This window comes from Ectothiorhodospira sp. BSL-9 (assembly GCF_001632845.1).
Classification (GTDB): domain Bacteria; phylum Pseudomonadota; class Gammaproteobacteria; order Ectothiorhodospirales; family Ectothiorhodospiraceae; genus Ectothiorhodospira.
This window is the reverse complement of the sequence record NZ_CP011994.1, coordinates 1599249-1623495: the sequence shown is the minus strand read 5'-3', so window position 1 is coordinate 1623495 and position 24247 is coordinate 1599249. Positions and strand designations below refer to the sequence as shown.

Genomic DNA, 24247 nt, shown 5'->3' with positions numbered 1-24247 from the left:
GTCACTGGGTCTTCTCCTTCAGGAAATGCTTGATGAAGCGACGGACCTGGGAGATTTCCCGGTAGAAGGTCTTTTCCATGGTCTGGATGCGGCTTTCCAGTGCCGAGACCCGCAGTTCCAGGTTGCTCCAGGAGTAATGGGCCGGCAGGCCCTCGGCGTCGTACACACCGCCACGGTCCAGGCCCCCTTCCAGTGGCCCGGAACCGGTTTCTTCAGCGAGGGCGTTCATCTCCTCGCCCAGTTCCTGGGCCACGGCGCGCACCACGGCATCGTCGATCTCGTGCCGCTCCTCCAGGAAGGCGAACAGCAGCAGGCGGTCGGCCAGGCTGTTGATGCGCCGCGGGATGCCTTCGGTCTGGCGATGGATCTCGGTGAAGGAGTCGGGGGTGAAGTCCGGGTCTCGCTGCCAGCCGGAGTTTTCCAGGCGGTACTCGATGTATTCCCGGGTTTCCTCTTCCGACAGGGGCGTGAGGTGGCAGGCGGCCAGGAAGCGCTGGCGGAACTGCTCCAGTTCGGGCATCTGCAGGGTGCGGCGGAACTGGTTCTGGCCCAGCAGGAAGCTCTGCAGCAGCGGGCGCCCCCCCACCTGGAAGTTGGAAAGCATGCGCAGCTCTTCCAGGGCATGGGGCGGCAGGTTCTGGGCCTCGTCCACCACCAGCAGCATGCGTTTGCCTTCCCGGGCCCTCTCGGTGAGGAAGCGTTCCAGGCGGGAGAGGATGGTTGCCTTGCTGTCCTTCTCCACCTCCAGTCCGAAGGCCATGGCCACCATGCGCAACAGGTCATCGGCCTGGAGTTGGGTGGTGACGATCTGGGCGGCGATGAGGTTGTCATCGTTGAGCTCGTTGAAGAGCATGCGCACCAGGGTGGTCTTGCCCGTGCCCACATCCCCCGTGATGGCAATGAAGCCTTCACCCTGGCTCAGTCCGTAGCGCAGATAGGCCAGTGCCCGCCGGTGGATGCGGCTGCCAAAGAAGTAGCGCGGGTCGGGGCTGAGCTGGAAGGGTTTGCGATCCAGCTTGAAATAGGCTTCGTACATGACGCTCCCTAGAACGTGGCGCTGAGTGTGGCGGTCACCCGGTTTTCTTCGTAGTCGCCGCCCGGCAGGTCCGAGTCACGCTGCTGATGGCGGTAGGTCAATGAGGCGGAAGTGCGTGGCCCCAGCGTGCGGCTCAAACCGAAGCTGAGGGCGTAGAGGTCGTCCTTGCGGTTGTCCACATCGTACTCGGTGCCTTGCCATTGCAGGCTGGCCTGGGCACTGGTGCGGGGGGCCAGTTGGTAGCTGGTGGAGGTGGTGAGGGAGTTGACCTCCTGATCACCTCTTACGGTTTCAAACTCACGCTCCTGGCGGGCGCCGCGGACACTCCAGGAGACTTTGGAGCGCTGGCCGGAGGCGCTGACGCTGAGTTGGCGGGAGATAAACACGTCGGGTACAAGCTCCTGATCGAAAAGGGGTACTTCGATGATTTCAAACTCATCTGTGCCCTCGATCGGAGAAATGATCAGGCCAGTGCCTGCCTCGACCAGTTCAACGCGGCTTTGTGTGGTCACAGTCTCCGAATAGGCAATCGACCATGCGGCATGCCGGAACCGGTGGTTCAGGGTCAGTCCGTAGGTATCACCGAAAAACCGCTCGCCATAGAAGGCGTCCAGAGAAGTACGCGGGGTGGGCAACCAGGTAAACCCGGCGCGCCAGAAGCTGTCATCGGGATCTGCCCGGGTAATGTCGCGCTCGAAATCATTGCGCTCTTCTCCTCCAGCGGCAAACACACTGAACTGAGGCGTGAGATTAAGCCGCACCAGCCCCTCGATGGACTCGAAGGTGGTCTGGGAGCCATCCTCGAAGTCGCTTCGGTCCCAGCTATAGGTCAGGCCCCAACCAATCGTGGTGAACTGCGGACCACTGTTGAGGCTCGCCTGAACACGGTTGGACTCACTCCCGGAGCCCTCCACGCTGGCATCCTGATAGTCTGTCTTGTCCCAGGTGTAGCGCACCTCACCTCCGGCAAAGCGCCCGAACTGCTGGCGCCAGTAGGGGCTCACCCGGTAGGTGGCCACGCCCGTTCTGTTGCCATCGGTGATCGTATCCCCGGCAAAGCCATCCCGGCCATCCACCAATCGCTCCCGGTAACTGGCGGAGGCATCCACGAAGAAGCTTTCCCGGAGCAGCTCGGTGGTGCTGTTGCCGGAAAAGGTGTGATTCACCGTATTGCGACTGTCATCGCCCCAGTAGGCCAGGCTTTGCAGGTTGTAGCCCAGATTCAGGTCCGTGCGCCCGCCGCCGCGGCTGAGCGAAAAGCCGGTATTGAGCTGACTGATGGACTCGGACTCCTTGTCGCCCGAGTCGGAGGCCAGGTTGACGTTATCCGTGTAGGTCTGCGACACGCTGGCCCGGGGCGTGAAGTCCCAGCGGTTGGCGGCGGCGTCGCTGCTCAGGATGAGCAGGGCCGCGCCCCCCAGCAGCGCGCCACCCCATGGGCGACTCATGCGGCGGATCCCTGTGCTGGTTGGTCTTTGTCCTGTTTCGCGTAGCCATAACCATAGCCGTAGCCATACCCATAGCCGGCGTAGCGACTGATCAGGGACGAGCGCATCTTGTTGAGCACCAGCCCGATGGGCTTGGAATGATCCAGCATGGCCAGGGCATCGTTGACGGCCCCCTGGAGGGTCTTCTCGGATTCCACCACGAAGACGATCTGCCCCAGGAGGGTACCCAGCACGGCCGCCTCGCTGGTGAGCAGCAGCGGCGGGGAATCGAAGATCACCATGCGGTCCGGGTAGCGTTCCGCCAGCTCCTTGGTCAGACGCAGCATGTCCTCACTGGCCAGCAACTCGTTGGCATGGGGATGGTATTTACCCATGGGCACGACACGCAGTTTGGGGATGTTGGTCTTGATCATCACATCGCCCACATCCAGGTTATCGTCCAGCAGCAGGTCGATGAGCCCGGGGCCCATGGGGGTGCCCAGGATCTCATGCACACGGGAGCGCCCCACGTCAGCATCCACCAGCAGCACCGTCTTGTCCATCTCCATGGCGATGCTGATGGCCAGGTTGATGGCCGTAAAGGTCTTGCCCTCGCCGGACTTGGCGCTGGTCACCATCACCAGATTGCCCTGTTCCACCAGGTCGGCACCGCGGCCGAAGGCATTGGCCAGCAGCGGGCGCTTGATCATGCGGAACTCTTCGGCCACCTGGGTACGCTCGGAGCCAGCGGTGACAAATCCCTGCTCTCGCAGATGGGCCAGGTTGAGTTCCACGTAACGGTCCCGTTCGGGATTCAGGTCCGGCGGGGGCGGAGGTACATCCGGCAGGGGATGCAGGGGGGCCTGCTCTGCCGGATTGGCCCCGAGGCCGCCCTCGTCCTGGGCAGCCACTTGAGTTGCTTCCGAATCCGGTTTCGGAGTGGACTCGGGCTGTTCGGCCACCCGGGCATGGACCTGTGTCCGCTCGAAAGCAGGCGGGGGCGAAGCGTCGCTTGCCTTGCCCTCCTCCTGCTCCCGCAGGCGGCGGGCAGCCTTTTCGATCAGGCTCAAATCTCGATCGTTATCGCTCATCCCAGCAGCCGCTCCACGATGGGTAGATGAATTCCGCCCGCTGCCACCACCACGAAATAGGTGAGGATCAGCAGGCCACCGACGGACCCAAAGGCCACCAGTTCGATTCGCTCGCGCCGCTTGATACGGGCGTTGCTCACCTGGGAGACCACGCCCAGCACCGGGAAGCCGGTCACGGAGTTCAGCGTGCGCCGGTTGTCGTACACCGGGCGCAGCAGGCCGATAAGGAAGGCCAGGCCAGCACCCACGGCCAGGCCACCCACCAGGGAAGCGCTGAACATGGCGGGACGATTTGGCGCCGAAGGAGAGGAAGGCACCCGCGCCGGCTCGATCACCCGGAATTGCACCTGATCGCCACCTTCTTCCACTCTACGACTGATGGCAGCTGATTCACGGCGCTGCAACAACTGGTTGTATTGCTGCTGATTGACGTTGTAATCCCTGTCCAGACGCTTCAACTCCGCCTCAATATCGGGAATGACGTTCACCAGTCTCTCCAATTCTTCCAAATCGGACTGCTGGCGCTGTTCACGGGAACGCAGGCTGGCCAGTTCCACTTCCGTATTGGAAAGGCTGGAGCGCAATTGTTGAAAATAGGGATTGGAGGCCAACTGATCTTCCGTGGGGCCTGTCTGACTTGCGAGCATCAACTCTTCCTCGCGCTGTTTTTCGAGATCATCGATGGTACGCCGGATGCTTTGAACGTCCGGGTGGCGCTCGGTATAGGTCAGCAGCAGTTCATCCAGACGGGTCCTGAGGTTCTCGATCCTGGCGTCAATGGCTGCGGTGGCCTGGGACGTTCGCATTCCACCCAAGGGGCCTACGGAAGGTCCTTCACCAGAGAGTTGACGCCGGATCTCGTCGCGCCGTCTTTCCAGTTCGTTGATCTGCTGCTGGGTGGTCTCCAGTTGATTCTGAGCCCGCTGGAGGCGCCCATAATAATCACCGCGATCCCCTGGCAGCATCCCTACATTCTGACGCCGGAAGTCTGCCAGCCGTCTCTCGGCGGCGGTTAGTCGCTCCTCGTACTCCGCGATCTGTTGATCCAGGAATCGCTGCGCATGGTCTGTGCCCGCACGAGTATCTCCCAGAGCGCCCTCCACAAATCGATTGATGAGCGCCTGAACCACATCGTAGGCATGCTGAGGGCTGCCATGAGTGTAGGAAATCGTGTAGACGTCGTTCCTGCGCCCCGAGGAGATGTTGATACCGCTGCGCAGTTGACTCACGATCCGCTGCATGTCCGCATCGGTGCGAGCCTGCAGATGCAGATCCACCTCCCGGGCCACCTCTTCCAGGTTGGGCCCGGTGAGCATGGTGCGGGTCATGAACTCCACCCGCTGGGAGATATTGGTGTCCACAGCCAGCCCCCGCAGCAGGGGACGCAGCATGGACTGGGTGTCCACATGCACTTGGGCGGAGGCGCGGTATTGATCCGGAATCTGGGTGACATGGGCCCAGCCGATCAGGCTGACAATCCAGGCCACGATGAGCACGATCCACCGGTAACGCCAGGTGGACCTGACGTAGCCCATGATCTGATTGAGGATTTCCTGCATGGCGGCGACCTCCTCGCCTACGCGAACTACTTGACTGCACATCGAACAAGGGGCGCGATCCCTCACGCCCCCACAAAGGACCTAGAACCAGGATTCCGGAATGATCAGGATGTCCCCGGGGAGTACATGGGCGTTGGCATCAATGTCACCGCGGTTGAGCAGATCATTGAGACGCACATTGAACTGACGGGTTTCACCGTTGGCATGCCGCACGATGGAGGCCCGATTGCCTGCCGCGAACTCGGTGAGCCCGCCCACGGCGATCATCACATCCAGTACCGTCATGTTTTCGTTAAAGGGGATGGCCTGAGGATTGGCGGCCTGACCCACCACCCGGATCTGCTGATCGTAGGGACCGCGAAAACCAGTGACGATGACCGTGACCACCGGATCCCGCACATACACGGACAGGACCTCTTCCATGTCCCGGGCCAGTTCGGTGGGGGTCTTGTTGGCGGCGGGTACGTCTTCGATCAACGGGGTGGTGATCTTGCCGTCGGGGCGCACCGGCACCGACATGGACAGCTCGGGCTGGCGCCAGACGAAGATGTTCACATTATCGCCGGGGCCGATGATGTAGTCGGGACTACCGTCCAGCGACACATCTTCCAGCGGGGGGTGCTTGGTCGCACAGGCGCCCAGCGCCAATGCCGCGAGGAGGACGAGAAGGTATCGGATGAACCCCTGGACACTTCGCTTGCTCACGTGCTTCTCCTTTTCTGGCGCCTACCCTGCTCCGCTTACCCGAATGCCCGGGCGGGCGGAATATTCGCGTGAAACCCCTCATCCGAACGGGTTGACGCCTGAAACGCAGGCGGGACCCGAAGCCGAAGGGCGACGGTCACTGCTTGAGAGAGTAATGTGAACCAGTTCACATTTCAATACCGCACTGGGAAAATTGGTTATGGCCAGGTATCCCCAGGGCGATTGAGTGTATCACCCGTATTCGCGGCTACGACAGACCGCCCGCCCGCGCAGCGCTCCTCAGGGTGACCGGATCTCGAAATCATGGGTGATCTCGGCCACCTTGCCCAGCATGATGGAGGCAGAGCAGTATTTTTCTGCCGACAGGCTCACGGCCCTGGCCACGTGCTTTTCCGACAGATCGTGACCGGTGACGATGTAATTCACATGGATGCGGGTGAATACCTTGGGGTCGGTCTCCGCGCGCTCGGCAGACACTTCCAGTTCGCAGTCGGTCACTGACTGGCGGGATTTTTTGAGGATCTGCATCACGTCGAAGGCGGTGCAGCCGCCCATGCCCAGCAGCAGCATCTCCATGGGGCGGGGGCCCAGGTTGCGTCCACCGTGCTCCGGTGGGCCGTCCATCACCACGGCATGTCCACTGCCCGACTCGCCCACAAAGGTTGCGTTATCCAGCCATTTGATCCGGGTTTTCACAGCCCTTTCTTCCTTTCGGCGCGCTCGGCCGATGCAAATATTCGACAATCCACCCGGGCTACCATAAACTCGACGCTGGGAAAATAATAAGATAAGCGCCCTCAGCTCATCCGACGCATCAGCGGATACAGGCCCCGCCTCCCCCATTGTTAGCGTTGGCGGTTCGTCGTCCTGCCCCCACGAGGTGGACAATGAGTAGTCTACTCAAGCAACAACAGGCGCCTGAAGAGGCACTGGATAAATTGCTTGCCCATTGCCATCGTCGCCAATACCCCGCCCGTGCCACCATCATCCACGCGGGGGATCGCCCGGATACGCTCTACTATATCATTCAGGGTTCGGTCAGCGTGATGATCGAGGATGAACTGGGGCACGAGATGGTGCTGGCCTACCTGAACCCGGGGCAGTTCTTCGGGGAGATGGGTGTGTTTTCCTCCCAGGCGCGCAGCGCCGGCATCGTGACCCGCACGCCCACCGAGACGGCGGAGATCCACTACCCCAAGTTCATCGAACTGGCCATGCAGGACCCCACCATCCTGTTCCTGCTGGCCACCCAGATGGCCGTGCGCCTGCGCGAGACCAGCCGCAAGGTGATCGACCTGGCCTTCCTGGACGTGACCGGCCGCATCGCCCGCACCCTGATGGAGCTGGCCCAGCAACCGGACGCCATGACCCACCCCAAGGGGATGCAGATCCGCGTCACCCGCCAGGAGCTGGCCAAGATCGTGGGCTGTTCCCGGGAGATGGCCGGGCGGGTACTCAAGGACCTGGAAGAGCGGGAACTGATCACGGCCAAGGGGAAGACCGTGGTGGTGTTCAACGCGCGGTGATGAAAGGTTACTCAAACCTCAAAATCACCTCCAGGAATTCCTCTCCATAAGCCTCCAGCTTCCTCTCCCCCACCCCGGAGATTGCCGCCATGGCCCGCAGGCTCTCCGGTCGCACCTCCGCCATCTCCATCAACGTGGCATCATGAAACACCACATACGGCGGCACCCCCTGCTCGTCCGCCAGCCGACGCCGGCAGGCGCGCAGGGCCTCGAATAGGCGCTGGTCCTCGGGGCTGTCCAGACTCGCCGCTGCGGTGCGCCGGGGCTCCTTGGGCGCACGAGAAGGCCGCACCTCCTTGCGCAGCATCAGCTGCATTTCCCCCCGCAGCACCGGCCGGCAGGCCTCGTTGAGATGCAGGCCGCCGTGGCCTTCCAGGTCCACCGTGAGCAGGCCCCGGGCGATCATCTGCCGGAAGATCCCCTTCCACTCGTTCACGCCCATGTCGCTGCCGATGCCGAACACACTCACGCGGTCATGGCCGAACTGCTTGATACGGGCATCATCCTTGCCGCGCAGCACGTCCACCAGGTAGTTCACGCCAAACCGCTGCCCGGTGCGATGCACACAGGACAGGGCCTTCTGGGCGGGGACGGTGGCGTCCCAGGTCTCGGGGGGTTCCAGGCAGGTGTCGCAGTTGCCGCAGGGCTCGGACTCCGTCTCGCCAAAATAGGACAGCAGGGCCTGGCGACGACAGGTGGTCATCTCGCACAGGCCCAGCATGGCGTCCAGCTTGTGGCGCTCTACCCGCTTGTGGCTCTCGTCCGCCTCGGAGCTGTCCACCATCTGCCGCAGGGTGATCACATCCTGCAGGCCGTAGCTCATCCAGGCATCCGCCGGCAGCCCGTCACGACCGGCGCGGCCGGTCTCCTGATAATAGGCCTCGATGCTCTTGGGCAGGTTCAGGTGGGCCACGAAGCGCACATTGGGCTTGTCGATGCCCATGCCGAAGGCGATGGTGGCCACCACAATCACCCCTTCCTCATTGAGAAACCGCCGCTGATGGGCCTCCCGCACCTGGGCGCCCAGGCCCGCGTGGTAGGGCAGCGCGGTCAGCCCCTGGTCGCAGAGCCAGTCGGCGATCTCGTCCACCCGCTTGCGGGACAGGCAATAGACAATGCCTGCCTCATCCGGGTGAGTCTGCTGGATGAAGCGCAGCAGATCCCGGCGGGCATTCCCGCTGCCCTGGGTGATGCGGTAGCGGATGTTGGGCCGGTCGAAGCCGCTGATGAACACCCGGGCCCGGTCCAGCCCCAGGCGCTGCCGGATCTCCTGACGGGTGCGCTCGTCGGCGGTGGCGGTGAGGGCGATGCGGGGGATGTGGGGCCAGTGCTCGGCCAGCAGGGAGAGCTTGATGTATTCGGGCCGGAAATCATGGCCCCACTGGGAGACACAATGGGCCTCATCAATGGCGAACAGATTGATGCGTGCCCGCCCCAGCAGGGCCAGGGTGCGTTCGTTGAGCAGGCGCTCGGGAGCCACATAGAGCAGGTCCAGCTCGCCACGCAGCAGGTCCCGTTCCACTGCCTGAGCCTCTTCCCAATGCAGGGTGGAATTCAAATAGGCAGCGCGCACCCCCGCCTGGCGCAGGGCAGCCACTTGGTCCTGCATGAGGGCAATCAAGGGAGACACCACGACCCCCGTGCCCGGCAGAGCCATGGCGGGGATCTGATAGCACAGGGACTTGCCGCCCCCCGTGGGCATCAGGACCAGTGCATCGCCGCCCTGCATGAGGGTGTCGATGACCTGGTCCTGGGGCGGGCGGAATTGCTCGTAACCGAAGGTGGATCGGAGGATATCCAGGGGTTGATCGTCCATGATCGTCGCGCTGTGTGTGTGCATGCCGCCTATCTTTTCACCCCAGACTCCGCGAGGCAATCTCGTACACGTCCCGGGACAGCCCCGGGTGGGCCACGATGCGCTCCAGGCTGGCCCGCATCAGCCCCTGGCGCTGCTCATCGAATCGCTTCCAGCGGCTCAGGCTGGTGACCAGCCGGGCGGCGATCTGGGGGTTCAGGCCATCCAGTTCCAGCACCTGATCGGTGATCAGTTCATAGCCGCTGCCATCAGCGGCATGGAAATGCACCGGGTTGGCCATGGCAAAGGCCCCCAGCACGGCGCGCACCCGATTGGGGTTGCGGATGGAAAAGACCGGGTGCTGCATCAGGCGACGGATCCGGTCCAGGGCCCCGGGGGCACTGGCGGTGGCCTGCAGGCCGAACCACTTGTCCAGCACCAGTGGCTCTTCCCGCCAGCGGGCCTCGAAGTGGGCCAGGCTGCGTTCCTGAATCTCCCCAGGGCAGTCCATCAGGGCCCGCAGGGCACCCATGGCATCGGTCATGTTGTCGGCGGCCTGGTACTGGGCCTCGGCCAGAGCCTGGGCGTTGGTGTCGCCGGCGGCACACAGATAGGCCAGGCACAGGTTGCGCAGGCGCCGACGCCCCATGGCGGCGGCATCCATCTGTTGCCCATCCTTACTGGGGCTGTCCTGCAGCGAGTCATACACGGCCCGGAAGCGCGCCGCCAGGGCCTCGCCCAATGCACGGCGGGTGAACTGGCGCGCCTGGTGGATGGCATCCACGTCCACCACGTCCATCTGCTCGGCCAGGTAGGTCTCGCCCGGCAGGGTGAGGGCCTCGGCCACCAGGGCGGTATCCAGGGTGTCGTTGTCCAGCACCCTGGCGAAGGCCTCCTGAAACAGGGGGTCAAGCCGGGGCTCGCGGCCGGCCTGGATGTGGGCGATCTGCCCCTGCAGCATCTGCACGGCGAACTGCTGGCCCGCCTCCCAGCGGTTGAAGTCGTCGGTGTCGTGGCCCATGAGGAAGGCCAGCTCCTCGGAGGTGTAGGGGAATTTCAGCTTCACCGGCGCCGAGAATCCTCGCAGCAACGAGGGCACCGGGGCCTCGGGCACGTCGCGGAACACCAGCACATGATCCGGGGCGGTGAGTTCTATCACCCGCTCGCCGGGGGTGGCCTGGCTCTCGCCTTCCAGGCGCAGGGGGATCTCCCGGCCCTGACTGTCCAGCAGGGCCACGGTGAGGGGGATATGGAAGGGCAGCTTTTCCGACTGCCCCTGGGTGGGCGGGCAGGACTGGCGCACGGTGAGGCGATAGCTTTGGGTGGCCGCGTCGTATTCCCCGGCCACGTCCAGCACGGGGGTGCCGGCCTGGTCATACCAGCGGCGGAAACGGCGCAGATCCCGGGCATTGGCGTCTTCCATGGCCTGAACGAAATCATCGGTGGTGACCGCCTGGCCGTCGTGGCGCTCGAAATAAAGATCCAGCCCACGACGGAAGCCTTCCCGGCCCACCAGGGTCTGGATCATGCGCACCACCTCGGCGCCCTTCTCGTACACCGTCATGGTGTAGAAGTTGTTGATCTCGATATAGGACTGGGGCCGCACCGGATGGGCCATGGGGCCGGCATCCTCGGGGAACTGCAACGAGCGCAGGCGCTGCACATCGCCGATGCGCTTCACCGCCCGCAGGCTCTGGTCGGCAGTGAACTCCTGGTCGCGGAAGACGGTAAGCCCTTCCTTGAGGGAGAGCTGGAACCAGTCCCGGCAGGTGACCCGGTTGCCTGACCAGTTATGGAAATACTCATGGGCGATCACGCTCTCGATGGCCACGAAGTCATCGTCGGTGGCGGTATCCGGCCGGGCCAGCACGTACTTGGAGTTGAAGACATTGAGGCCCTTGTTTTCCATGGCCCCCATGTTGAAGTCGTCCACGGCCACGATCATGTAGATATCCAGATCGTATTCCCGGCCGTAGGTGTCCTCGTCCCAGCGCATGGATTTTTTCAGGGAGCGCATGGCGTGGTCGCATTGATCCAGGTTGTGGCGCTGCACATAGATGCGCAGGTCCACCTCCCGACCGGAACAGGTGGTGAAGCTGTCCTGCTGGCAGACCAGATCCCCGGCCACCAGGGCGAACAGGTAGCTGGGTTTGGGGAAGGGGTCGTGCCAGACGGCATAATGGCGCCCTTCGGGCAGGTCGCCGGCGTCGGTGAGATTGCCATTGGACAGCAGCACCGGGTAGCGGGCCTTGTCGGCCTCGATGCGCACGGTGAAGAGGGTCATCACATCGGGCCGGTCCAGGAACCAGGTGATGCGCCGAAACCCCTCCGCCTCGCACTGGGTGCAGAAATTGCCGCCAGAGACATACAACCCCGACAGGGCTGTGTTGGCCTCGGGGCTGATGGCGGTTTCCATCTCCAGGGTGCACTGGGCGGGAAGTTCGTGGAGGGTGAGGCTGCCCTCGTCCTGCTGGATATTGCCCGGGGCCATGGGCTGCCCGTCCACGGTGAGGCTGATCAGCTTGATCTCCTCTCCCTGGAGCACCAGCGGCGCCTCCTGGCTCACCGCGCGGCGCAGTTGCAGCCGGGATTGCACACGGGTATCGACCGGGTCCAGCAGGAAGCACAGATCCACCTGCTCAATGCGCCACTGGGGCGGTGCATAGTCCGTGAGGTGGATGGCGGCGGGGGTGGATTCTTTCATGGGGCGGTGTCCATTCTGGCCGGGCGCTCTGGCCGGGGTAGCTGGCTATTCCTTACTATAACGTTTGGGATAGCAGGCGGCCAAGGGGCCGCTGAGGAAGGCCCGCGCGAAGACTTGCCTGCCCGGCGCGGATATCGGATGATGCGGCCTGCAATCCACAGCATAATGGTCGGAATTATGAGTGTGCAGTCACAGATCGAACGCAAGCTGTCCCAGGGGCTGAACCCTGCCTATCTTGAGGTGGAGAACGAGAGCGATGGTCACAATGTGCCGGCGGGTTCAGAGTCCCATTTCAAGGTGACGGTGGCCGCGGATGCGTTCGAGGGTCAGCGGCTGCTGGCCAGGCACCGGCAGGTGAATGCGTTGTTGATGGATGAGTTGCAGGGGGCTGTGCATGCCCTGGCCCTGCACACCTTCACGCCCCAGGAGTGGTCGGCACGCGGCGGGCGGGTGAAGGAGTCGCCGCCTTGCATGGGGTGAGGGCCTGCGTGAGCGCCTTCTCCACCGCCACCCAATCCAGCACCTCATCAGCAATCAACTCCACCCGACTGTCCCGGCGCCAGGCGATGGGGGCGGTGGAGAATCGCCCCTCGGCCCAATCGAACCGGTACCATTCCCGCCCGGTGCGCACCACGCCCTTGGCGCGCACCAGTTCACTGAACGGTGGCTTGCTGAACAAGCCCTCCAGCACTTTCAGATCGAAACGATCCTCCGGCGCGAATCGCCAGCCACGCGCCGTATCGGCTGCCGGCGCCTGAGTACCAGGGCTTGCGCCGCTCAGGGGGGCCGCAACCGAACCGGGCCCACTGCCCACAACGAACGCACCAGCCGGCGCCATCACCGTAAGGACACCCCGCTCCCCTGCCCTGTCCACGCCGGACGCCTCCAGATCCAGCAGGGCCGGATCGATCCGGCCGTGGGTGGTGCGCACCACGGCCTGCTTCGGTGGGTACAGCCCCGCCACGAAGGCCTCCAGGGCTTCCAGCTGGTCAGCCGGGGCCACATCGGTCTTGTTGATCACCACCACATCGGCCAGGGTGAGCTGATCCTTGTAGATCAGGGATTTCTCCAGACGCTCCTGACTGAACCCGGCCGGATCCACGATGCAGGTGATGTTGCCCAGCCGGGCAGCGGAGGCCAGCCAGGGGTCGCGCAGGGTATCCACGATGCCCGTGGGATGCCCCAGCCCGGTGGGCTCCACCAGCAGGCGATCCGGGCGGATCTCCCGGAGTATTTTGGTGAGTGCCACCCGCAGGTTCATGGCCCCGGTGCAGCAGATGCAGCCACCGGAAACCTCCCGCACCCGGATCTCGTCACCGGCCGCATCGGCGAGGATCTCCCCGTCGATGCCCACCTCGCCGAACTCGTTGACCAGCACCGCCCAGCGCTCATGGGCCGGGCGGTGTGCCAGCAGGTGCAGGATGGCGGTGGTCTTGCCGGCGCCCAGAAAGCCGGTGATCAGGTTGAGGACGGCTCCACTCACCGCAACTCGAACCGATAGGTGTCCAGCACCTCGCCGTCCTGGGTGACCACTTCCACGCGCCAGGGGCCGGTCCAGGCCGGATCCAGGGTCTTCATGGACCAGATGCGCCAGCGGGGGCCGCCCACATCAAAGTGGATGTTGCCCATGTCCTGGTTATCCCGGTAACGCCAGCGGTGGATGATCTCGCCGCCCTCGTGGTACATGATCTCGCTGAAGAAATACACCTGCTCCGCACCGGCATCCACCCGGGTGAGGTTGTCCACCGGTTCGCGGTTATCGATACCCGAGGTGAACTGGCCGCGGGACACCTGGCCTCGCGGGCCCGGTTCGGGGGCCATTTCCGGCTCCTCGGCGGCAGCCTCCGGCTGGGCAGGCTCGGTGGGTTCCTCGGCCGGCGCGTCCATGGGTTCGTCGGTGATGTCCGGCTCGGTGATGGCGGGCTCGGTCACACCCGGGTCGGCGTCCATGGCGGGGGCCTCTTCGGGCATGGCATCGTGAGGCTCATCCATGGCCGGGGCATCGACCGGATCAGCGGGAGGGGCGGCCTCGGGGGCCTCATCCAGGGCCGGCTCATCCATGGCGGGGCCACCGTCCTGCACGGGGGGCATCCCGGGTGCATCCGCCTCCGCAGCATTGACGGGCGGCTCATCCATGGCGGGCGCCTCCCGCGGCATGGCCTCGGAAGGTTCTTCGAAATTACGGGCCGCGTCCATCTCGGAGGCCGCATCCTTGGCGCTGGCGGTTTGCTCATCTTCGGTGTGGTTGTGAGCCAGGGCCGTGCCCGAGGCGCAGGCCAGGGCCAGGATGCCGGGCATGAGCACCGAGCCGACAATACTGGAGGAACGTGGATTGTTTCTCATCACGGTATGGACTCCCTGCAGCTGTGTGGTTTTTAACGGGAGGATAGGGTGAATCGGCACCCATTACCACTGACCGGGCTCAACTCCGCGGAACCCGTCACAGCCCGGTTAGCGCCGATTCACTGGACGACGAAACCGGTGAAATAGAGGTTGCTGACGGAGGGTGCGCCGGTCGTCTCCTCCATGGCCTCGCGCAAATGATCCAGCACCTCGGCACGCATCCGTTCGCGTTCCTGGGCGCCGCGGACCTTGTCCGGATCGCGACCACCAAAGTAGGTGATCATGCGATCACGAATCACCGGCATGTGCCGCTGCACCCGCTCTGCGTCGGCGGCTGTCTCCACGTAGAACTGGGCCTGGATCTGCAGAAACTGGGCACGGCGCGGGTTATCCAGATTCACCACCAGGGCAGGTTCCAGGGCGATATAGCCGGGGTAGTCGCCATCACCGGCCCAGGCCACCTGGGCAGAGGCGAAGAGCAGCATCATGGCCAGCAGGGGGGGCAGGATGTAGGTGCTTGTCTTCATGGGCGATGTTCTTCCTCTTGGGGTGGGGTGGATACCGGATCGACCTCTTCATCAGGCTCTCCGGGGAAGACCACGGTTCGACTCGGGTCCCGCTCCAGGATCTGACGACCAATGACGGCAGGCAGCAGATGCCGACGTCCGTCCAGAAAGGCGATGCACAGCTGCCCATCGGCCAGCTGCGCCTGCTGCTCCTCGGTGACATACAGATGCTTGATGGTCTGCCCCACCTGGAAGTGATAGGGCTGCTCGGCCTGATCCTGATTGACCCGATGCGCGGCAATCAATTCCCTGAGTTCCTGCTTGAGGGCGCGTGCCTGGGGACTGGGTTGTCCACGATTCCCCCTGGAGGGCCTGGCAGGCCCATCGGGTGCCGATGCCGGCGCCCGCGCCTCGCGCTCCGGGGCCCGCCGGGGCTTGTCCGTACGGCCCTGAGGGCGGGCCTTCTTGGTGCGAGCCGCCCCACCCTTGCGGTTGTCCGACCGGCCCTGCCCGCCGCCCCGCGCCGGGCGTCCATCCCGGGCACGGGAAGGACGATTCTGAACCTCCTCGGCCTTTTGGGCCTGTTCCTCGGTGACCAGGCCGGCCTTGAGAAGTTGATCGCGAAGCTGGCTCATCTGTCACTCCTGATGGGCATGGGCGCCCTCAACATCCGACGCTCTGCCGGATCCTGGCGGTAGAACTGGCGGAACTGTGCATGGACATCCGGATATTCCCGCTGAAGTACCCGGGGCCGGGCGAAGAAATACTCACTCATCACGGCAAAGAACTCTCCGGGATCGGTGGCGGCATAGGGATCAAAATCGCTGGGTTGTTCCAGATCCAGGCGCCGGTTCAGGTCATCGTAGGCCGCGGTCATGATCCGGGTCCAGTCCGACACCCGCATCTCCCGGTGCAGGGGTGGCATGCCGTTGGCGGCGCCATTGCGCATGTCCAGGGTGTGGGTGAACTCATGGATGGCCAGGGTTTCGCCCCGGGCCATGGCTCCCCAGGATAACAGCACCGGGCCGCGTTCCCAGGCCTCGCCGCTGTAGGGCATGTCCTCCACGTGCAGGATGCCCATCTCGTCCATCACCTCATGATGCGGGAGAAAGTCATCTTCATAGACGACGATCGTGGCCCACTCGTCGTACCAGTCCAGGCCGAGTTCAAGGATGGGCAGGCAGGCCTGCAGGGCGATGTTCAGGGCCATGGCCGGAGTCACCTCCAGACCATGAGCCCCGTAGAGACGCTTTTCCGCCAGAAAGGGCACCACCAGGCGCCGCAACCGTTGCAGGGAGGCGTCGTCCATGCCATCCAGCAGCATCACGGACTCCACCCCCTGCTGCCACAGGGCGGGCGGAATGGTATCTCGGGCAAGCGCGCGGCGGCGTTGCCAGGCGCGGAGCAGGGAGGCCATGGAGTGGTCGGCGCGGGCTTGGGTCTGCGGGCATTATCAGCCAGATGCGGCAGCATGTCATGGGGCACGGCCCACAGGCGCGCCGCCATGCAGTATTCTTGGGGGCGCAATCATCCATACAAGCCATTCAAAAGACGAAGGATCCGCCACGTTGTACGCATCCTACCAAGCCCGCCTGGAGCGTCTGCTGTCCCGCGAACAGGCCCACACACTGCGCAGCGGCCTGATTGGTCTGGAGAAGGAGAGCCTGCGCGTGCGCGCTGACGGCGGCATCGCCCAGACCCCGCATCCCGCGGCTCTGGGTTCCGCCCTCACCCACCCCTGGATCACCACGGACTATTCCGAGGCCCTGCTGGAGTTCATCACCCCGCCCTGCACCAGTGCCCGGGAGGCCCTGGACTTCATGCGGGACCTGCACCTGTTCACCTATCCGCGCATCGGCGAGGAACTGCTCTGGGCCACCAGCATGCCCTGCGTGCTGGAGGGCGAGCGGGGCATCCCCGTGGCCCGTTACGGACACTCCAACGCCGGACGCATGAAGACCGTCTACCGCCTGGGGCTGGGGCTGCGCTACGGGCGGCTGATGCAGGTGATCGCCGGCGTGCATTTCAACTTTTCCATGAGCCAGGCCTTCTGGCCGGCCTATCAGGAGATCCTGGGTGCTGGTGGCGAGGAGCGCGCCTTTCGGGACGAAATCTACTTTGGCATGTTGCGCAACCTGCAGCGCCTGGGCTGGCTGGTGCCCTACCTGTTCGGGGCTTCGCCAGCGGTGTGCAAATCCTTCCTGGCGGGCAAGCCCACCACCCTGGCGGAATTTGATGAGGGCACCTATTACGAGCCCTATGCCACCAGCCTGCGCCTGGGGGACATCGGCTATCAGAACCGCAAGGAGGAAGAGAGCGGCATCAAGGCCAACTACGACAACCTGGAAGGCTATGTGCAGAGCCTGGGCCGGGCCATTGCCACGCCCTCGCCCGAGTACGAGCGCCTGGGCGTGGTGGTGGACGGGGAGTATCGCCAGCTCAACGCCAACATCCTGCAGATCGAGAACGAGTACTACAGTACCGTGCGTCCCAAGCCCATCCCCCAGGGCAATGAGAAGCCCACGGCGGCCCTGCGCCGGGGCGGGGTGGCCTATGTGGAACTGCGGTCGGTGGACATCAACGCCTTTGAGCCCCTGGGAGTGGGCGAGTCCCAGTTGTATTTCCTGGAAGCCCTGATGATCTTCGCCCTGCTCAACGACAGCCCGCCCATCAGTGAACTGGAGCGGTTTGCCATCGACCACAATCAGGGCGCCACCGCCCATCGGGGCCGGGACCCTTCCCTCAAGCTGATGCGTGGGGGTGAACAGATCTCGCTTCGTTACTGGGCCGAGGAGGTCCTGCAGGCCATGGAGCCCTTGTGCCGCATTCTGGATGGCGATGATCCGGCCAGGCCCTACACGGCATCACTGGCAAGCCAGAAGGCCAAGGTGGACAACGCGGATCTGACCCCATCGGCACAGATGCTGGCACGAATGGCACAGAACGAGGAGGGGTTCCATCACGTGGCCAAGCGCATGTCCCGGGAGCACGCAGCCTGTTTTCGGGATACGCGGCTGGATGGGGCCAGGGAGGCGGAACTGGAGGAGCAGGCCCGCGTGTCGCTGGCGCAGCAGCGGGCCATGGAGGCGGAGGATGAAGTGGAGTTCGGGGAGTATCTGCGGCGGTATTTTGCCCAATAGACCCCCTACCGCTCCAGAATATCCAGCCCCACCAGCACCCGCTCCCGTTCGGACAGATCCCCCACCACCCGCCGCACCGGGGGTGGGAGCTTGCGCACCACCACCGGGGTGGCCAGGATGCGCTCATCCTCGGCCAACTGCGGGCGCTCCAGGATGTCCACCACTTCCACCTGCATGTCCATTTCCTGCCCCGCCATATCCGCCATCAGCGCATCCAGATTCTCGATGGCGCGGCGGGCGGCCGGGGTCATGCCGGCGATGTAGAGCCTGAGCAGGTACTGCGTCATTGGCGACTCCTGCGGATGGCCGAACGGGCACCCTCGATGGACGCCAGGCGCCGCTCCAGTTCCATCACATGACGGTCCAGGTCCACCGCTCGGGCCTCGCGCTCGGCCCGGGCCAGTCGTTCACGGGCCGCGTTGATCTCTTCTGTTTCCTCACGCAGACGCCGGGCCTGCTCCAGTTCCTGATGCAACTGGGCAATGACCTGGTCATCCTCCGCCTGACGTGCATGCCGGGCCGTGCCATAGACGATGCCACTCTCGCCCACATACGGGTCCTCGATGGTCATGCCCGCATCGGTCATGCGGAATTCCTTCACCTGATTGGAGATGGCCAGGCCACGGGCCTTGATCACCGTGATCAGGCGGTTCAGCTCGCCATTGCCCTCGTGGCGACGCAGCTTGATCCACACATCGATCAGGGACGACACGTCCAGGTGACTCACGCCGCCGCTGGCGTCACCCAGCAGCTCCGTAGTCACCGTCGTGATGCCCTGTTCCTTGATGAGGTACATGAGCCTGAGCAACATTTCCTTGGCGCCATCACCCTCGTAGCGATTGGCGAAACTGCTGATGGGATCGAGCACCATCAGGTCGGGTCGGTGCTGGCTGAGGGCGCGCATGATGCGCATCAGGTGCTCCTCAAGGCCCATTTCGATGGCCCGCACCGGCTCCATGACCAAACGGTACTCACCCTCCGGGCCGGCGTGATGGGCCAGTTCGCCGCCGATGCTGCTCTGATTGCGCACCAGCTCGTCCACGCTCTCCTCGAAACTGATGTACAGCACCTTATCGCCGCGCCGGCACGCCGCCTGGGCAAAGGCCGAGGCCAGGCTGGTCTTGCCGGTGCCCGCCTGACCTGACAGCAGGATGGTGGAGCCCTTGTAGGGGCCCTTGCCGCCGAGCATCTGATCCAGACCGGGCACGCCACTGGAGATGCGTTCGCTGGAAACCCGGGCATCCAGCACCGCGCCGCTCACCGGCACCATGAAAATGCCCTGTGAGTCGAGCAGGAAGGGGAACTCCCCGGTGTTATGCGGGCCGCCACGGCGTTTCACCACCCGCAACAGGCGGGTCATCACCCGATTGTTCACCTCCTGCTTGAGGGCGATCACGCAGTCGGCGATGTAGTCCTCCAGGCCGAACCGGGTGCTGAAGTTCTCCACCTCGCCGGTGGTGATCAAGGTGGTCACCTCCAGTTCGCGCACCCAGTTGAACACCCGATTGAGTTCCTTGCGCAGCCCTGCCTGACCGGGAAAGGCCCCCTCCATGCCGTCGATGGCGTCCAGCACCAGGCGGTGAGCGCCGGTCTGCTTGAGGGCATGTTCGATACGGGTGAGGATGGCGGTGAGCTCGATCCCCTCCCCCGCCGTCTCGCTTTGATCGGGGCGCATGTCGAGGATGCGCAGGCTGCCTTCCTTCACGTAGGTGTCGGCGGGGAAGCCAAAGCCCAGTGCGTGGTGCAGCAGGGCCTCGGGGTCCTCATCGAAGGTGACCAGTACGCCGGGCTCACCCTGGCTGATGCCATGGCAGAGAAAGGTCAAGGAGATCACCGTCTTGCCGGTGCCCGGACCACCGCGGACCAGAGAGGGACGGCCGCGCGGCAAGCCGCCCTGCAGCACAAAGTCCAGGCCCTGGATGCCGGTATTGATGGTTTCCGGTTTTGATGAATTCAAGGTGATCTCCCATTGAGGATGGACGGGCGCCGCCGCAAGCTGCCCTCAGGTACCCAGTACGATAGCCGATTGCTTGTGGGCCCGATGCGTGAACCGCATACTGCGTCCATGGCCCTTTGGTTTCAAGGGAATAGCGTGTGCCTGATCATGCCCACACCAAAGAAATGGTCTTTTTCACCCGCCACCTGACCAAGACCTACGTCATGGGTGAGGTGGCAATCCACGCCCTGCGCGGGGTGGACCTGTCCCTGTATGCCGGCGAACTGGTGGTGATGCTCGGGGCCTCGGGCTCCGGCAAGTCCACCCTGCTGAACATCCTGGGCGGCCTGGACACTGCGTCCAGCGGTGAGGTGCGCTACCGGGAGCAGGACCTGGTCAACGCCACGGAGAAGAGCCTCACCCGGTTTCGCCGCCACCATGTGGGCTTTGTGTTCCAATTCTACAACCTCATCTCCAGCCTCACCGCCCGGGAGAACGTGGCCATTGTCACCGAGATCGCCCGCAACCCCATGACGCCCGAGGCGGCCCTGGAGATGGTGGGCCTGTCCTCACGGCTGGACCACTTCCCTTCCCAGCTCTCCGGCGGAGAGCAGCAGCGGGTGGCCATTGCCCGGGCGGTGGCCAAACGGCCCGACGTGCTGCTCTGCGACGAGCCCACCGGCGCCCTGGATTCCACCACGGGCATCCGTGTGCTGCAGGTATTGCAGGATATCAATGTTGAGCTGGGTACCACCACGGCGGTGATCACACATAACGCCGTCATCGGGGAGATGGCCGACCGGGTGATTCGTTTGGCCGATGGAAGGGTGCAGGAGGTCACCGATAACCCGGGGCGCAAATCCCCCTCCCAGCTTTCCTGGTGATGGCCCCGCTGCACCGCAAACTGCTCAGGGACCTGGCCCACCTCAAGGGCCAGGCGGCGGCTATTGGTGTGGTGATCGCCGCCGGCGTGATGGTGCTCATCCTGGCGGTGACCACCCTGGACGCCATCTCCCTGTCCAAGGCCCGCTTTTACGACAGTCATCACTTCGCTCAGGTCTTCGCCGATCTGAAACGGGCCCCCGAGGGGGTGGCCGGGCGGCTGGCGGACATCCCCGGCGTGAATCAGGTGCAGACCCGGGTAAAGGCCCCGGTGCGCCTGGAAGTGGCCGGCTTCGACGATCCCGTTCGCGGCCTGCTGGTTTCCTTGCCCGATGGGGAACAGCCTCGGCTAAACCGGCTGTACCTGCGTCAGGGAACCCTGCCCGAATCCGGGCGCAACGATCAGGTGGTGATCGGCGAGCCCTTCGCCCAGGCCCATGATCTGGCGCCGGGGGATACCCTCACCGCCATCATCGATGGTCGGCTGGAGCGGCTGACCATCAGCGGCGTGGGGCTCTCGCCGGAGTTCATCTATCAGCTGGGGCCGGCGGATCTGCTGCCCGACTATGCCCGCTTTGGTGTGCTGTGGATGAACCGTCGCGCCCTGGGCCATGCCATGGACATGGACGGTGCCTTCAACAACGTGGTGCTCAGCCTGCAGGCCGGGGCCCGGGAAGCCGATGTGATCGACGCCGTGGACCAGATCCTGGCCCTGTACGGGGGCATTGGTGCCACGGGGCGCGACGATCAGGTCTCGCATCGCTTCCTGTCGGAGGAACTGAATCAGCTGCGGGTGATGGCCTGGGTGCTGCCCACCATCTTTCTGGGGGTGGCTGCCTTTCTGCTCAATGTGCTCATGGGCCGCATCATCCGCACCCAGCGCCAGCAGGTGGCCCTGCTCAAGGCCTTTGGCTATGGCCATCTGGATCTGGCCATCCATTATGGCCTGTTCACCGGGGTCATCGTGGTCGGCGGCGGGGCGCTGGGGGTGGCCCTGGGGGCCTGGGCCGCCGAGGCCATGGCGGAGATCTATGCGGAGTATTTCCGCTTTCCCGAGCTGAGTTTCCGGCTGCAGCCGCGCATCCTGGCCCTGGCCTTCGTGATCTCGGCGGGCGCCGCCCTGCTGGGCACCTGGCATGCGGTGAGCGCGGCGGTGCGACTGCCTCCGGCCCAGGCCATGCGGCCACCCGCACCGGAGCGCTTTCGTCCCTCCTGGCTGGAGCGTTCCGTCCTCGGGCAGCGTCTGGATCAACCCAGCCGCATCATCATCCGCAACCTGTCCCGTCACCGGCTCAAGGGGCTGATGTCCATGGTGGGCATCGGGCTGTCGGGCAGTCTGCTGCTATTGGGCAGCTATCAGTTCAATGCCGTGGATCATCTGCTGGATCTGCAATACCGACTGGTGATGAAGATGGATGTGCATGTCACCTTCACCGATCCCACACCGGAGCGGGCCCTGGCGGAGTTGCGGGCCATGCCCGGGGTGAACCATGCCGAGGGCTATCGCAGTGTGCCCGTGCACCTCAGCCATGGGCGGCAGGATTATCGCACCGCCATCATGGGCATGGAGGCGGAACCCGCCCTGCGGGGCCTGCTGGACCAGGACCATCGCCCCACCCGTCTGCCGCCAGAGGGTCTGCTGCTCACCCAATATCTGGCCGACTATCTGGGTGTACGCCCGGGGGATACCCTTCAGGTGGAGGTCCTGGAGGGGCACCGACGCACCGTGAGCGTGGAGGTGGCCGGTACCGTGGACGAGCCCATCGGCGTGAGTGCCTATATGGAGCGCCGCGCCCTGAACCGGCTCATGGGCGAAGGCCCGGCCATCAGTGGCGTGTGGCTGCTCACCGACACGGCCCATGAGACCGACCTGTTCGACCGGCTCTGGGAGGCCCCAAGGGTCGCGGGCATCGGCCAGATCGATGACGTGGAGCGTCAGTTCCGGGAATACATCGGTGATACGGTGCTGGTGATGATGGGCATCCTGCTGCTCATGGCCGGCTCCATCACCTTCGCGGTGGTGTACAACAATGCCCGTATCGCCTTTGCCGAACGGGCCCGGGAGCTGGCCACCCTGAGGGTGCTGGGTTTCAGCCGGGGTGAGGTGAGCTGGATCCTGATCGGCGAGATCGCCGTGATCACCCTGGCCGCCATCCCCCTGGGCTGGCTGGTGGGTACCGGGTTCGCCTATCTGCTCAACGAGGCCATGACCATGGACATGTACCGGGTGCCGATGATCATCACGCCCCGCAGCTATGCCTTCTCCGCCGGCGGGGTACTGCTGGCCTCGGTGCTGTCCTTGTTGTTGATCGCGCGCCGGCTGCGAGAACTGGACATGGTATCGGCGTTGAAGACGGCGGAGTGAGGGGCTGGATGAACAAAGGTGAGTACCCATGACCTGGAAGAAAAAACTCCTCATAGGCCTTGTCGCCGCCACCCTCCTGCTCCTGCTGACCCTGGCCCTGATGCCATCACCGATCCCGGTCAGCACCAGCCAGGTGCAGCAAGGGTATTTCGCCGAGGTGGTCGAGGACGAAGGGCGCACGCGACTGCGGGAACCCTTCACCGTGACCGCCCCGATCCACGGCTATCTGCGCCGGGTCACCCTGGAGCCGGGCGATGCGGTGCTGGCGGGCATGCCCCTGTTTCAGATGGAACCCGTCCCGGCACCTGCCCTGGACCCCCGCGCCCGGGAGCAGGCCCGCGAGGCGGTGTTTGTCGCCGGGGCCCGACTGGAGGCCGCCAGGGCGGAACAGGAGGCCCGCGCCACCCAGTACACCCTGGCCCAGGTGGAGTACGAACGGGCCGAACACCTGCACCAGCGGGACCTGGTGTCCTCGGAGGAACGGGACCGTCGGCGCGCCCAGCGGGATGCCACCCGGGCCGCCGAACGGGCCGCACGGCATGCGGTGGAGGTGGCCCGCTTCGAACTGGCCTCGGCCCGGCTGCCACTGGAGATCGCCGATGGCCAGCGATCCGGCGAAGAGATCGCCGCCATCACGCTCGAAGCCCCCATCGACGGGATCATCACCCGGCGGCATCGACGGGATGAGGGGCCCATCCAGGCCGGCGAGGCCGTTCTGGAGCTGGGCAACCTGGATGATCTGGAGGTGCAGGTGGACCTGCTGTCCCTGGAGGCCGTGCGCGTACGCCCCGGGATGCGGGTGGTGCTGGAGCGCTGGGGCGGCGGTGATGAACTGGAGGCCCGGGTACGGCGGGTGGAGCCGGCCGGTTTCGAGAAGGTCTCGGCCCTGGGGGTGGAGGAGCAGCGGGTATGGGTATGGTCGCGGATCACCTCGCCCCGGGAGGCCTGGGAACACCTGGGGGATGGTTACCGGGTGGAGGCCCGATTCGTGCTGTGGGAGGGGGATGAGGTGGTCCACATCCCCACCAGTGCCCTGTTCCGGGATCAGGATCGCTGGGCGGTCTTCGTGGTGGAAGAGGGGCGGGCTCGCCTGCGTTCAGTGGAAACGGGCCGCCGCAGCGGCCTGCGCACGCAGATCGAGTCGGGGCTGGAGCCTGGGGAGTGGGTGATCACCCATCCGGGTGAGCGGGTGGGTGATGGGGTGAGGGTGGAGTCACAGCAATAACGTTCCC

At 64.6% G+C, this 24247-nt stretch carries 21 protein-coding genes; 6 read left to right on the top strand and 15 right to left on the bottom strand.

Annotated elements, in window-relative coordinates:
• Position 1: 1 nt before the first annotated feature.
• From ECTOBSL9_RS07605 to ECTOBSL9_RS07580, 6 genes are all read right to left on the bottom strand, one after another.
• Positions 2 to 1036 carry an XrtA/PEP-CTERM system-associated ATPase gene (locus ECTOBSL9_RS07605; RefSeq protein WP_063464558.1) on the bottom strand — a complete coding sequence of 345 codons (1035 nt, stop codon included), beginning with the start codon at positions 1034 to 1036 and terminating at the stop codon, positions 2 to 4.
• Positions 1037 to 1044: 8 nt separating this feature from the next.
• A complete protein-coding gene (locus ECTOBSL9_RS07600; RefSeq protein ID WP_063464557.1) occupies positions 1045 to 2484 on the bottom strand; it encodes a TIGR03016 family PEP-CTERM system-associated outer membrane protein in 1440 nt (479 codons plus the stop codon).
• Positions 2481 to 3554, bottom strand: a complete 1074-nt coding sequence (locus tag ECTOBSL9_RS07595) for an XrtA-associated tyrosine autokinase (RefSeq protein ID WP_063464556.1) — start codon at positions 3552 to 3554, stop codon at positions 2481 to 2483. The genes ECTOBSL9_RS07600 and ECTOBSL9_RS07595 overlap by 4 nt, the downstream gene beginning before the upstream one ends.
• The gene (locus ECTOBSL9_RS07590; protein ID WP_063464555.1) at positions 3551 to 5113 is read right to left on the bottom strand and encodes an XrtA system polysaccharide chain length determinant; all 1563 of its coding nucleotides are present in this window, start codon (positions 5111 to 5113) and stop codon (positions 3551 to 3553) included. The genes ECTOBSL9_RS07595 and ECTOBSL9_RS07590 overlap by 4 nt, the downstream gene beginning before the upstream one ends.
• An 81-nt stretch (positions 5114 to 5194) precedes the next feature.
• On the bottom strand, positions 5195 to 5818 hold the full coding sequence (locus tag ECTOBSL9_RS07585) for an XrtA/PEP-CTERM system exopolysaccharide export protein (RefSeq protein ID WP_063464554.1): 624 nt from the start codon (positions 5816 to 5818) through the stop codon (positions 5195 to 5197).
• A gap of 279 nt (positions 5819 to 6097) precedes the next feature.
• Positions 6098 to 6514 carry an OsmC family protein gene (locus ECTOBSL9_RS07580; RefSeq protein WP_063464553.1) on the bottom strand — a complete coding sequence of 139 codons (417 nt, stop codon included), beginning with the start codon at positions 6512 to 6514 and terminating at the stop codon, positions 6098 to 6100.
• 191 nt (positions 6515 to 6705) lie between these two features.
• Between ECTOBSL9_RS07580 and crp the strand changes: the two genes are divergently transcribed.
• Complete coding sequence (gene crp, locus ECTOBSL9_RS07575; protein ID WP_063464552.1) at positions 6706 to 7344, top strand: cAMP-activated global transcriptional regulator CRP; 639 nt, start codon at positions 6706 to 6708, stop codon at positions 7342 to 7344.
• 7 nt (positions 7345 to 7351) lie between these two features.
• Here the strand turns inward: crp and recQ are convergent, their stop codons facing one another.
• Together recQ and pepN are read right to left on the bottom strand one after the other, a co-directional pair.
• Positions 7352 to 9184, bottom strand: coding sequence for a DNA helicase RecQ (recQ, locus tag ECTOBSL9_RS07570; RefSeq protein WP_240481085.1), 1833 nt, complete (start codon positions 9182 to 9184; stop codon positions 7352 to 7354).
• A 13-nt stretch (positions 9185 to 9197) separates the two neighbouring features.
• On the bottom strand, positions 9198 to 11843 hold the full coding sequence (gene pepN, locus ECTOBSL9_RS07565; protein ID WP_063464550.1) for an aminopeptidase N: 2646 nt from the start codon (positions 11841 to 11843) through the stop codon (positions 9198 to 9200).
• A gap of 177 nt (positions 11844 to 12020) precedes the next feature.
• Here pepN and ECTOBSL9_RS07560 point away from each other — a divergent pair, with 177 nt between their 5' ends.
• Complete coding sequence (locus ECTOBSL9_RS07560) at positions 12021 to 12323, top strand: BolA family transcriptional regulator (RefSeq protein ID WP_063464549.1); 303 nt, start codon at positions 12021 to 12023, stop codon at positions 12321 to 12323.
• Here ECTOBSL9_RS07560 and ECTOBSL9_RS07555 read toward each other — a convergent pair.
• From ECTOBSL9_RS07555 to ECTOBSL9_RS07535, 5 genes are all read right to left on the bottom strand, one after another.
• Entirely contained in the window at positions 12259 to 13326 is a 1068-nt protein-coding gene (locus ECTOBSL9_RS07555) for a GTP-binding protein (RefSeq protein WP_063464548.1), read from the bottom strand. The two genes, ECTOBSL9_RS07560 and ECTOBSL9_RS07555, sit on opposite strands and share 65 nt — an antisense overlap.
• A complete protein-coding gene (locus ECTOBSL9_RS07550) occupies positions 13323 to 14186 on the bottom strand; it encodes a DUF2914 domain-containing protein (protein ID WP_082829810.1) in 864 nt (287 codons plus the stop codon). Before ECTOBSL9_RS07550 ends, ECTOBSL9_RS07555 begins: the two co-directional genes overlap by 4 nt.
• A 119-nt stretch (positions 14187 to 14305) precedes the next feature.
• The gene (gene fliL / locus ECTOBSL9_RS07545; RefSeq protein WP_063464546.1) at positions 14306 to 14713 is read right to left on the bottom strand and encodes a flagellar basal body-associated protein FliL; all 408 of its coding nucleotides are present in this window, start codon (positions 14711 to 14713) and stop codon (positions 14306 to 14308) included.
• Positions 14710 to 15327: a DUF2058 family protein gene (locus ECTOBSL9_RS07540; RefSeq protein ID WP_063464545.1), complete on the bottom strand. Its 618-nt coding sequence runs from the start codon at positions 15325 to 15327 to the stop codon at positions 14710 to 14712. The genes fliL and ECTOBSL9_RS07540 overlap by 4 nt, the downstream gene beginning before the upstream one ends.
• A complete protein-coding gene (locus ECTOBSL9_RS07535) occupies positions 15324 to 16109 on the bottom strand; it encodes a M90 family metallopeptidase (RefSeq protein ID WP_063464544.1) in 786 nt (261 codons plus the stop codon). The genes ECTOBSL9_RS07540 and ECTOBSL9_RS07535 overlap by 4 nt, the downstream gene beginning before the upstream one ends.
• Before the next feature lie 151 nt (positions 16110 to 16260).
• Between ECTOBSL9_RS07535 and gshA the strand changes: the two genes are divergently transcribed.
• A complete protein-coding gene (gene gshA / locus ECTOBSL9_RS07530) occupies positions 16261 to 17832 on the top strand; it encodes a glutamate--cysteine ligase (protein WP_063464543.1) in 1572 nt (523 codons plus the stop codon).
• 5 nt (positions 17833 to 17837) lie between these two features.
• On the opposite strand, the gene ECTOBSL9_RS07525 is transcribed toward gshA, so the two are convergent.
• On the bottom strand, positions 17838 to 18119 hold the full coding sequence (locus ECTOBSL9_RS07525; RefSeq protein ID WP_063464542.1) for a circadian clock KaiB family protein: 282 nt from the start codon (positions 18117 to 18119) through the stop codon (positions 17838 to 17840).
• Complete coding sequence (gene kaiC, locus ECTOBSL9_RS07520) at positions 18116 to 19789, bottom strand: circadian clock protein KaiC (protein ID WP_063464541.1); 1674 nt, start codon at positions 19787 to 19789, stop codon at positions 18116 to 18118. Before kaiC ends, ECTOBSL9_RS07525 begins: the two co-directional genes overlap by 4 nt.
• Before the next feature lie 164 nt (positions 19790 to 19953).
• Here kaiC and ECTOBSL9_RS07515 point away from each other — a divergent pair, with 164 nt between their 5' ends.
• From ECTOBSL9_RS07515 to ECTOBSL9_RS07505, 3 genes are read left to right on the top strand one after another with little or no spacing between them, the layout of a single operon-like run.
• A complete protein-coding gene (locus tag ECTOBSL9_RS07515; RefSeq protein WP_063466076.1) occupies positions 19954 to 20652 on the top strand; it encodes an ABC transporter ATP-binding protein in 699 nt (232 codons plus the stop codon).
• Complete coding sequence (locus tag ECTOBSL9_RS07510) at positions 20652 to 23015, top strand: ABC transporter permease (RefSeq protein WP_063464540.1); 2364 nt, start codon at positions 20652 to 20654, stop codon at positions 23013 to 23015. The genes ECTOBSL9_RS07515 and ECTOBSL9_RS07510 overlap by 1 nt, the downstream gene beginning before the upstream one ends.
• Before the next feature lie 28 nt (positions 23016 to 23043).
• Positions 23044 to 24240: an efflux RND transporter periplasmic adaptor subunit gene (locus tag ECTOBSL9_RS07505; protein WP_063464539.1), complete on the top strand. Its 1197-nt coding sequence runs from the start codon at positions 23044 to 23046 to the stop codon at positions 24238 to 24240.
• Positions 24241 to 24247: the final 7 nt, after the last annotated feature.

Bases quoted from the DNA above. Each gene is read 5' to 3' on its own strand.
- ECTOBSL9_RS07605 (WP_063464558.1), bottom strand. From the start codon at position 1,036: ATGTACGAAGCCTATTTCAAGCTGGATCGCAAACCCTTCCAGCTCAGC.
- ECTOBSL9_RS07600 (WP_063464557.1), bottom strand. From the start codon at position 2,484: ATGAGTCGCCCATGGGGTGGCGCGCTGCTGGGGGGCGCGGCCCTGCTC.
- ECTOBSL9_RS07595 (WP_063464556.1), bottom strand. From the start codon at position 3,554: ATGAGCGATAACGATCGAGATTTGAGCCTGATCGAAAAGGCTGCCCGC.
- ECTOBSL9_RS07590 (WP_063464555.1), bottom strand. From the start codon at position 5,113: ATGCAGGAAATCCTCAATCAGATCATGGGCTACGTCAGGTCCACCTGG.
- crp (WP_063464552.1), top strand. From the start codon at position 6,706: ATGAGTAGTCTACTCAAGCAACAACAGGCGCCTGAAGAGGCACTGGAT.
- recQ (WP_240481085.1), bottom strand. From the start codon at position 9,184: ATGCACACACACAGCGCGACGATCATGGACGATCAACCCCTGGATATC.
- pepN (WP_063464550.1), bottom strand. From the start codon at position 11,843: ATGAAAGAATCCACCCCCGCCGCCATCCACCTCACGGACTATGCACCG.
- ECTOBSL9_RS07560 (WP_063464549.1), top strand. From the start codon at position 12,021: ATGAGTGTGCAGTCACAGATCGAACGCAAGCTGTCCCAGGGGCTGAAC.
- ECTOBSL9_RS07550 (WP_082829810.1), bottom strand. From the start codon at position 14,186: ATGAGAAACAATCCACGTTCCTCCAGTATTGTCGGCTCGGTGCTCATG.
- fliL (WP_063464546.1), bottom strand. From the start codon at position 14,713: ATGAAGACAAGCACCTACATCCTGCCCCCCCTGCTGGCCATGATGCTG.
- ECTOBSL9_RS07540 (WP_063464545.1), bottom strand. From the start codon at position 15,327: ATGAGCCAGCTTCGCGATCAACTTCTCAAGGCCGGCCTGGTCACCGAG.
- ECTOBSL9_RS07535 (WP_063464544.1), bottom strand. From the start codon at position 16,109: ATGGCCTCCCTGCTCCGCGCCTGGCAACGCCGCCGCGCGCTTGCCCGA.
- ECTOBSL9_RS07525 (WP_063464542.1), bottom strand. From the start codon at position 18,119: ATGACGCAGTACCTGCTCAGGCTCTACATCGCCGGCATGACCCCGGCC.
- ECTOBSL9_RS07515 (WP_063466076.1), top strand. From the start codon at position 19,954: ATGGTCTTTTTCACCCGCCACCTGACCAAGACCTACGTCATGGGTGAG.
- ECTOBSL9_RS07510 (WP_063464540.1), top strand. From the start codon at position 20,652: ATGGCCCCGCTGCACCGCAAACTGCTCAGGGACCTGGCCCACCTCAAG.
- ECTOBSL9_RS07505 (WP_063464539.1), top strand. From the start codon at position 23,044: ATGACCTGGAAGAAAAAACTCCTCATAGGCCTTGTCGCCGCCACCCTC.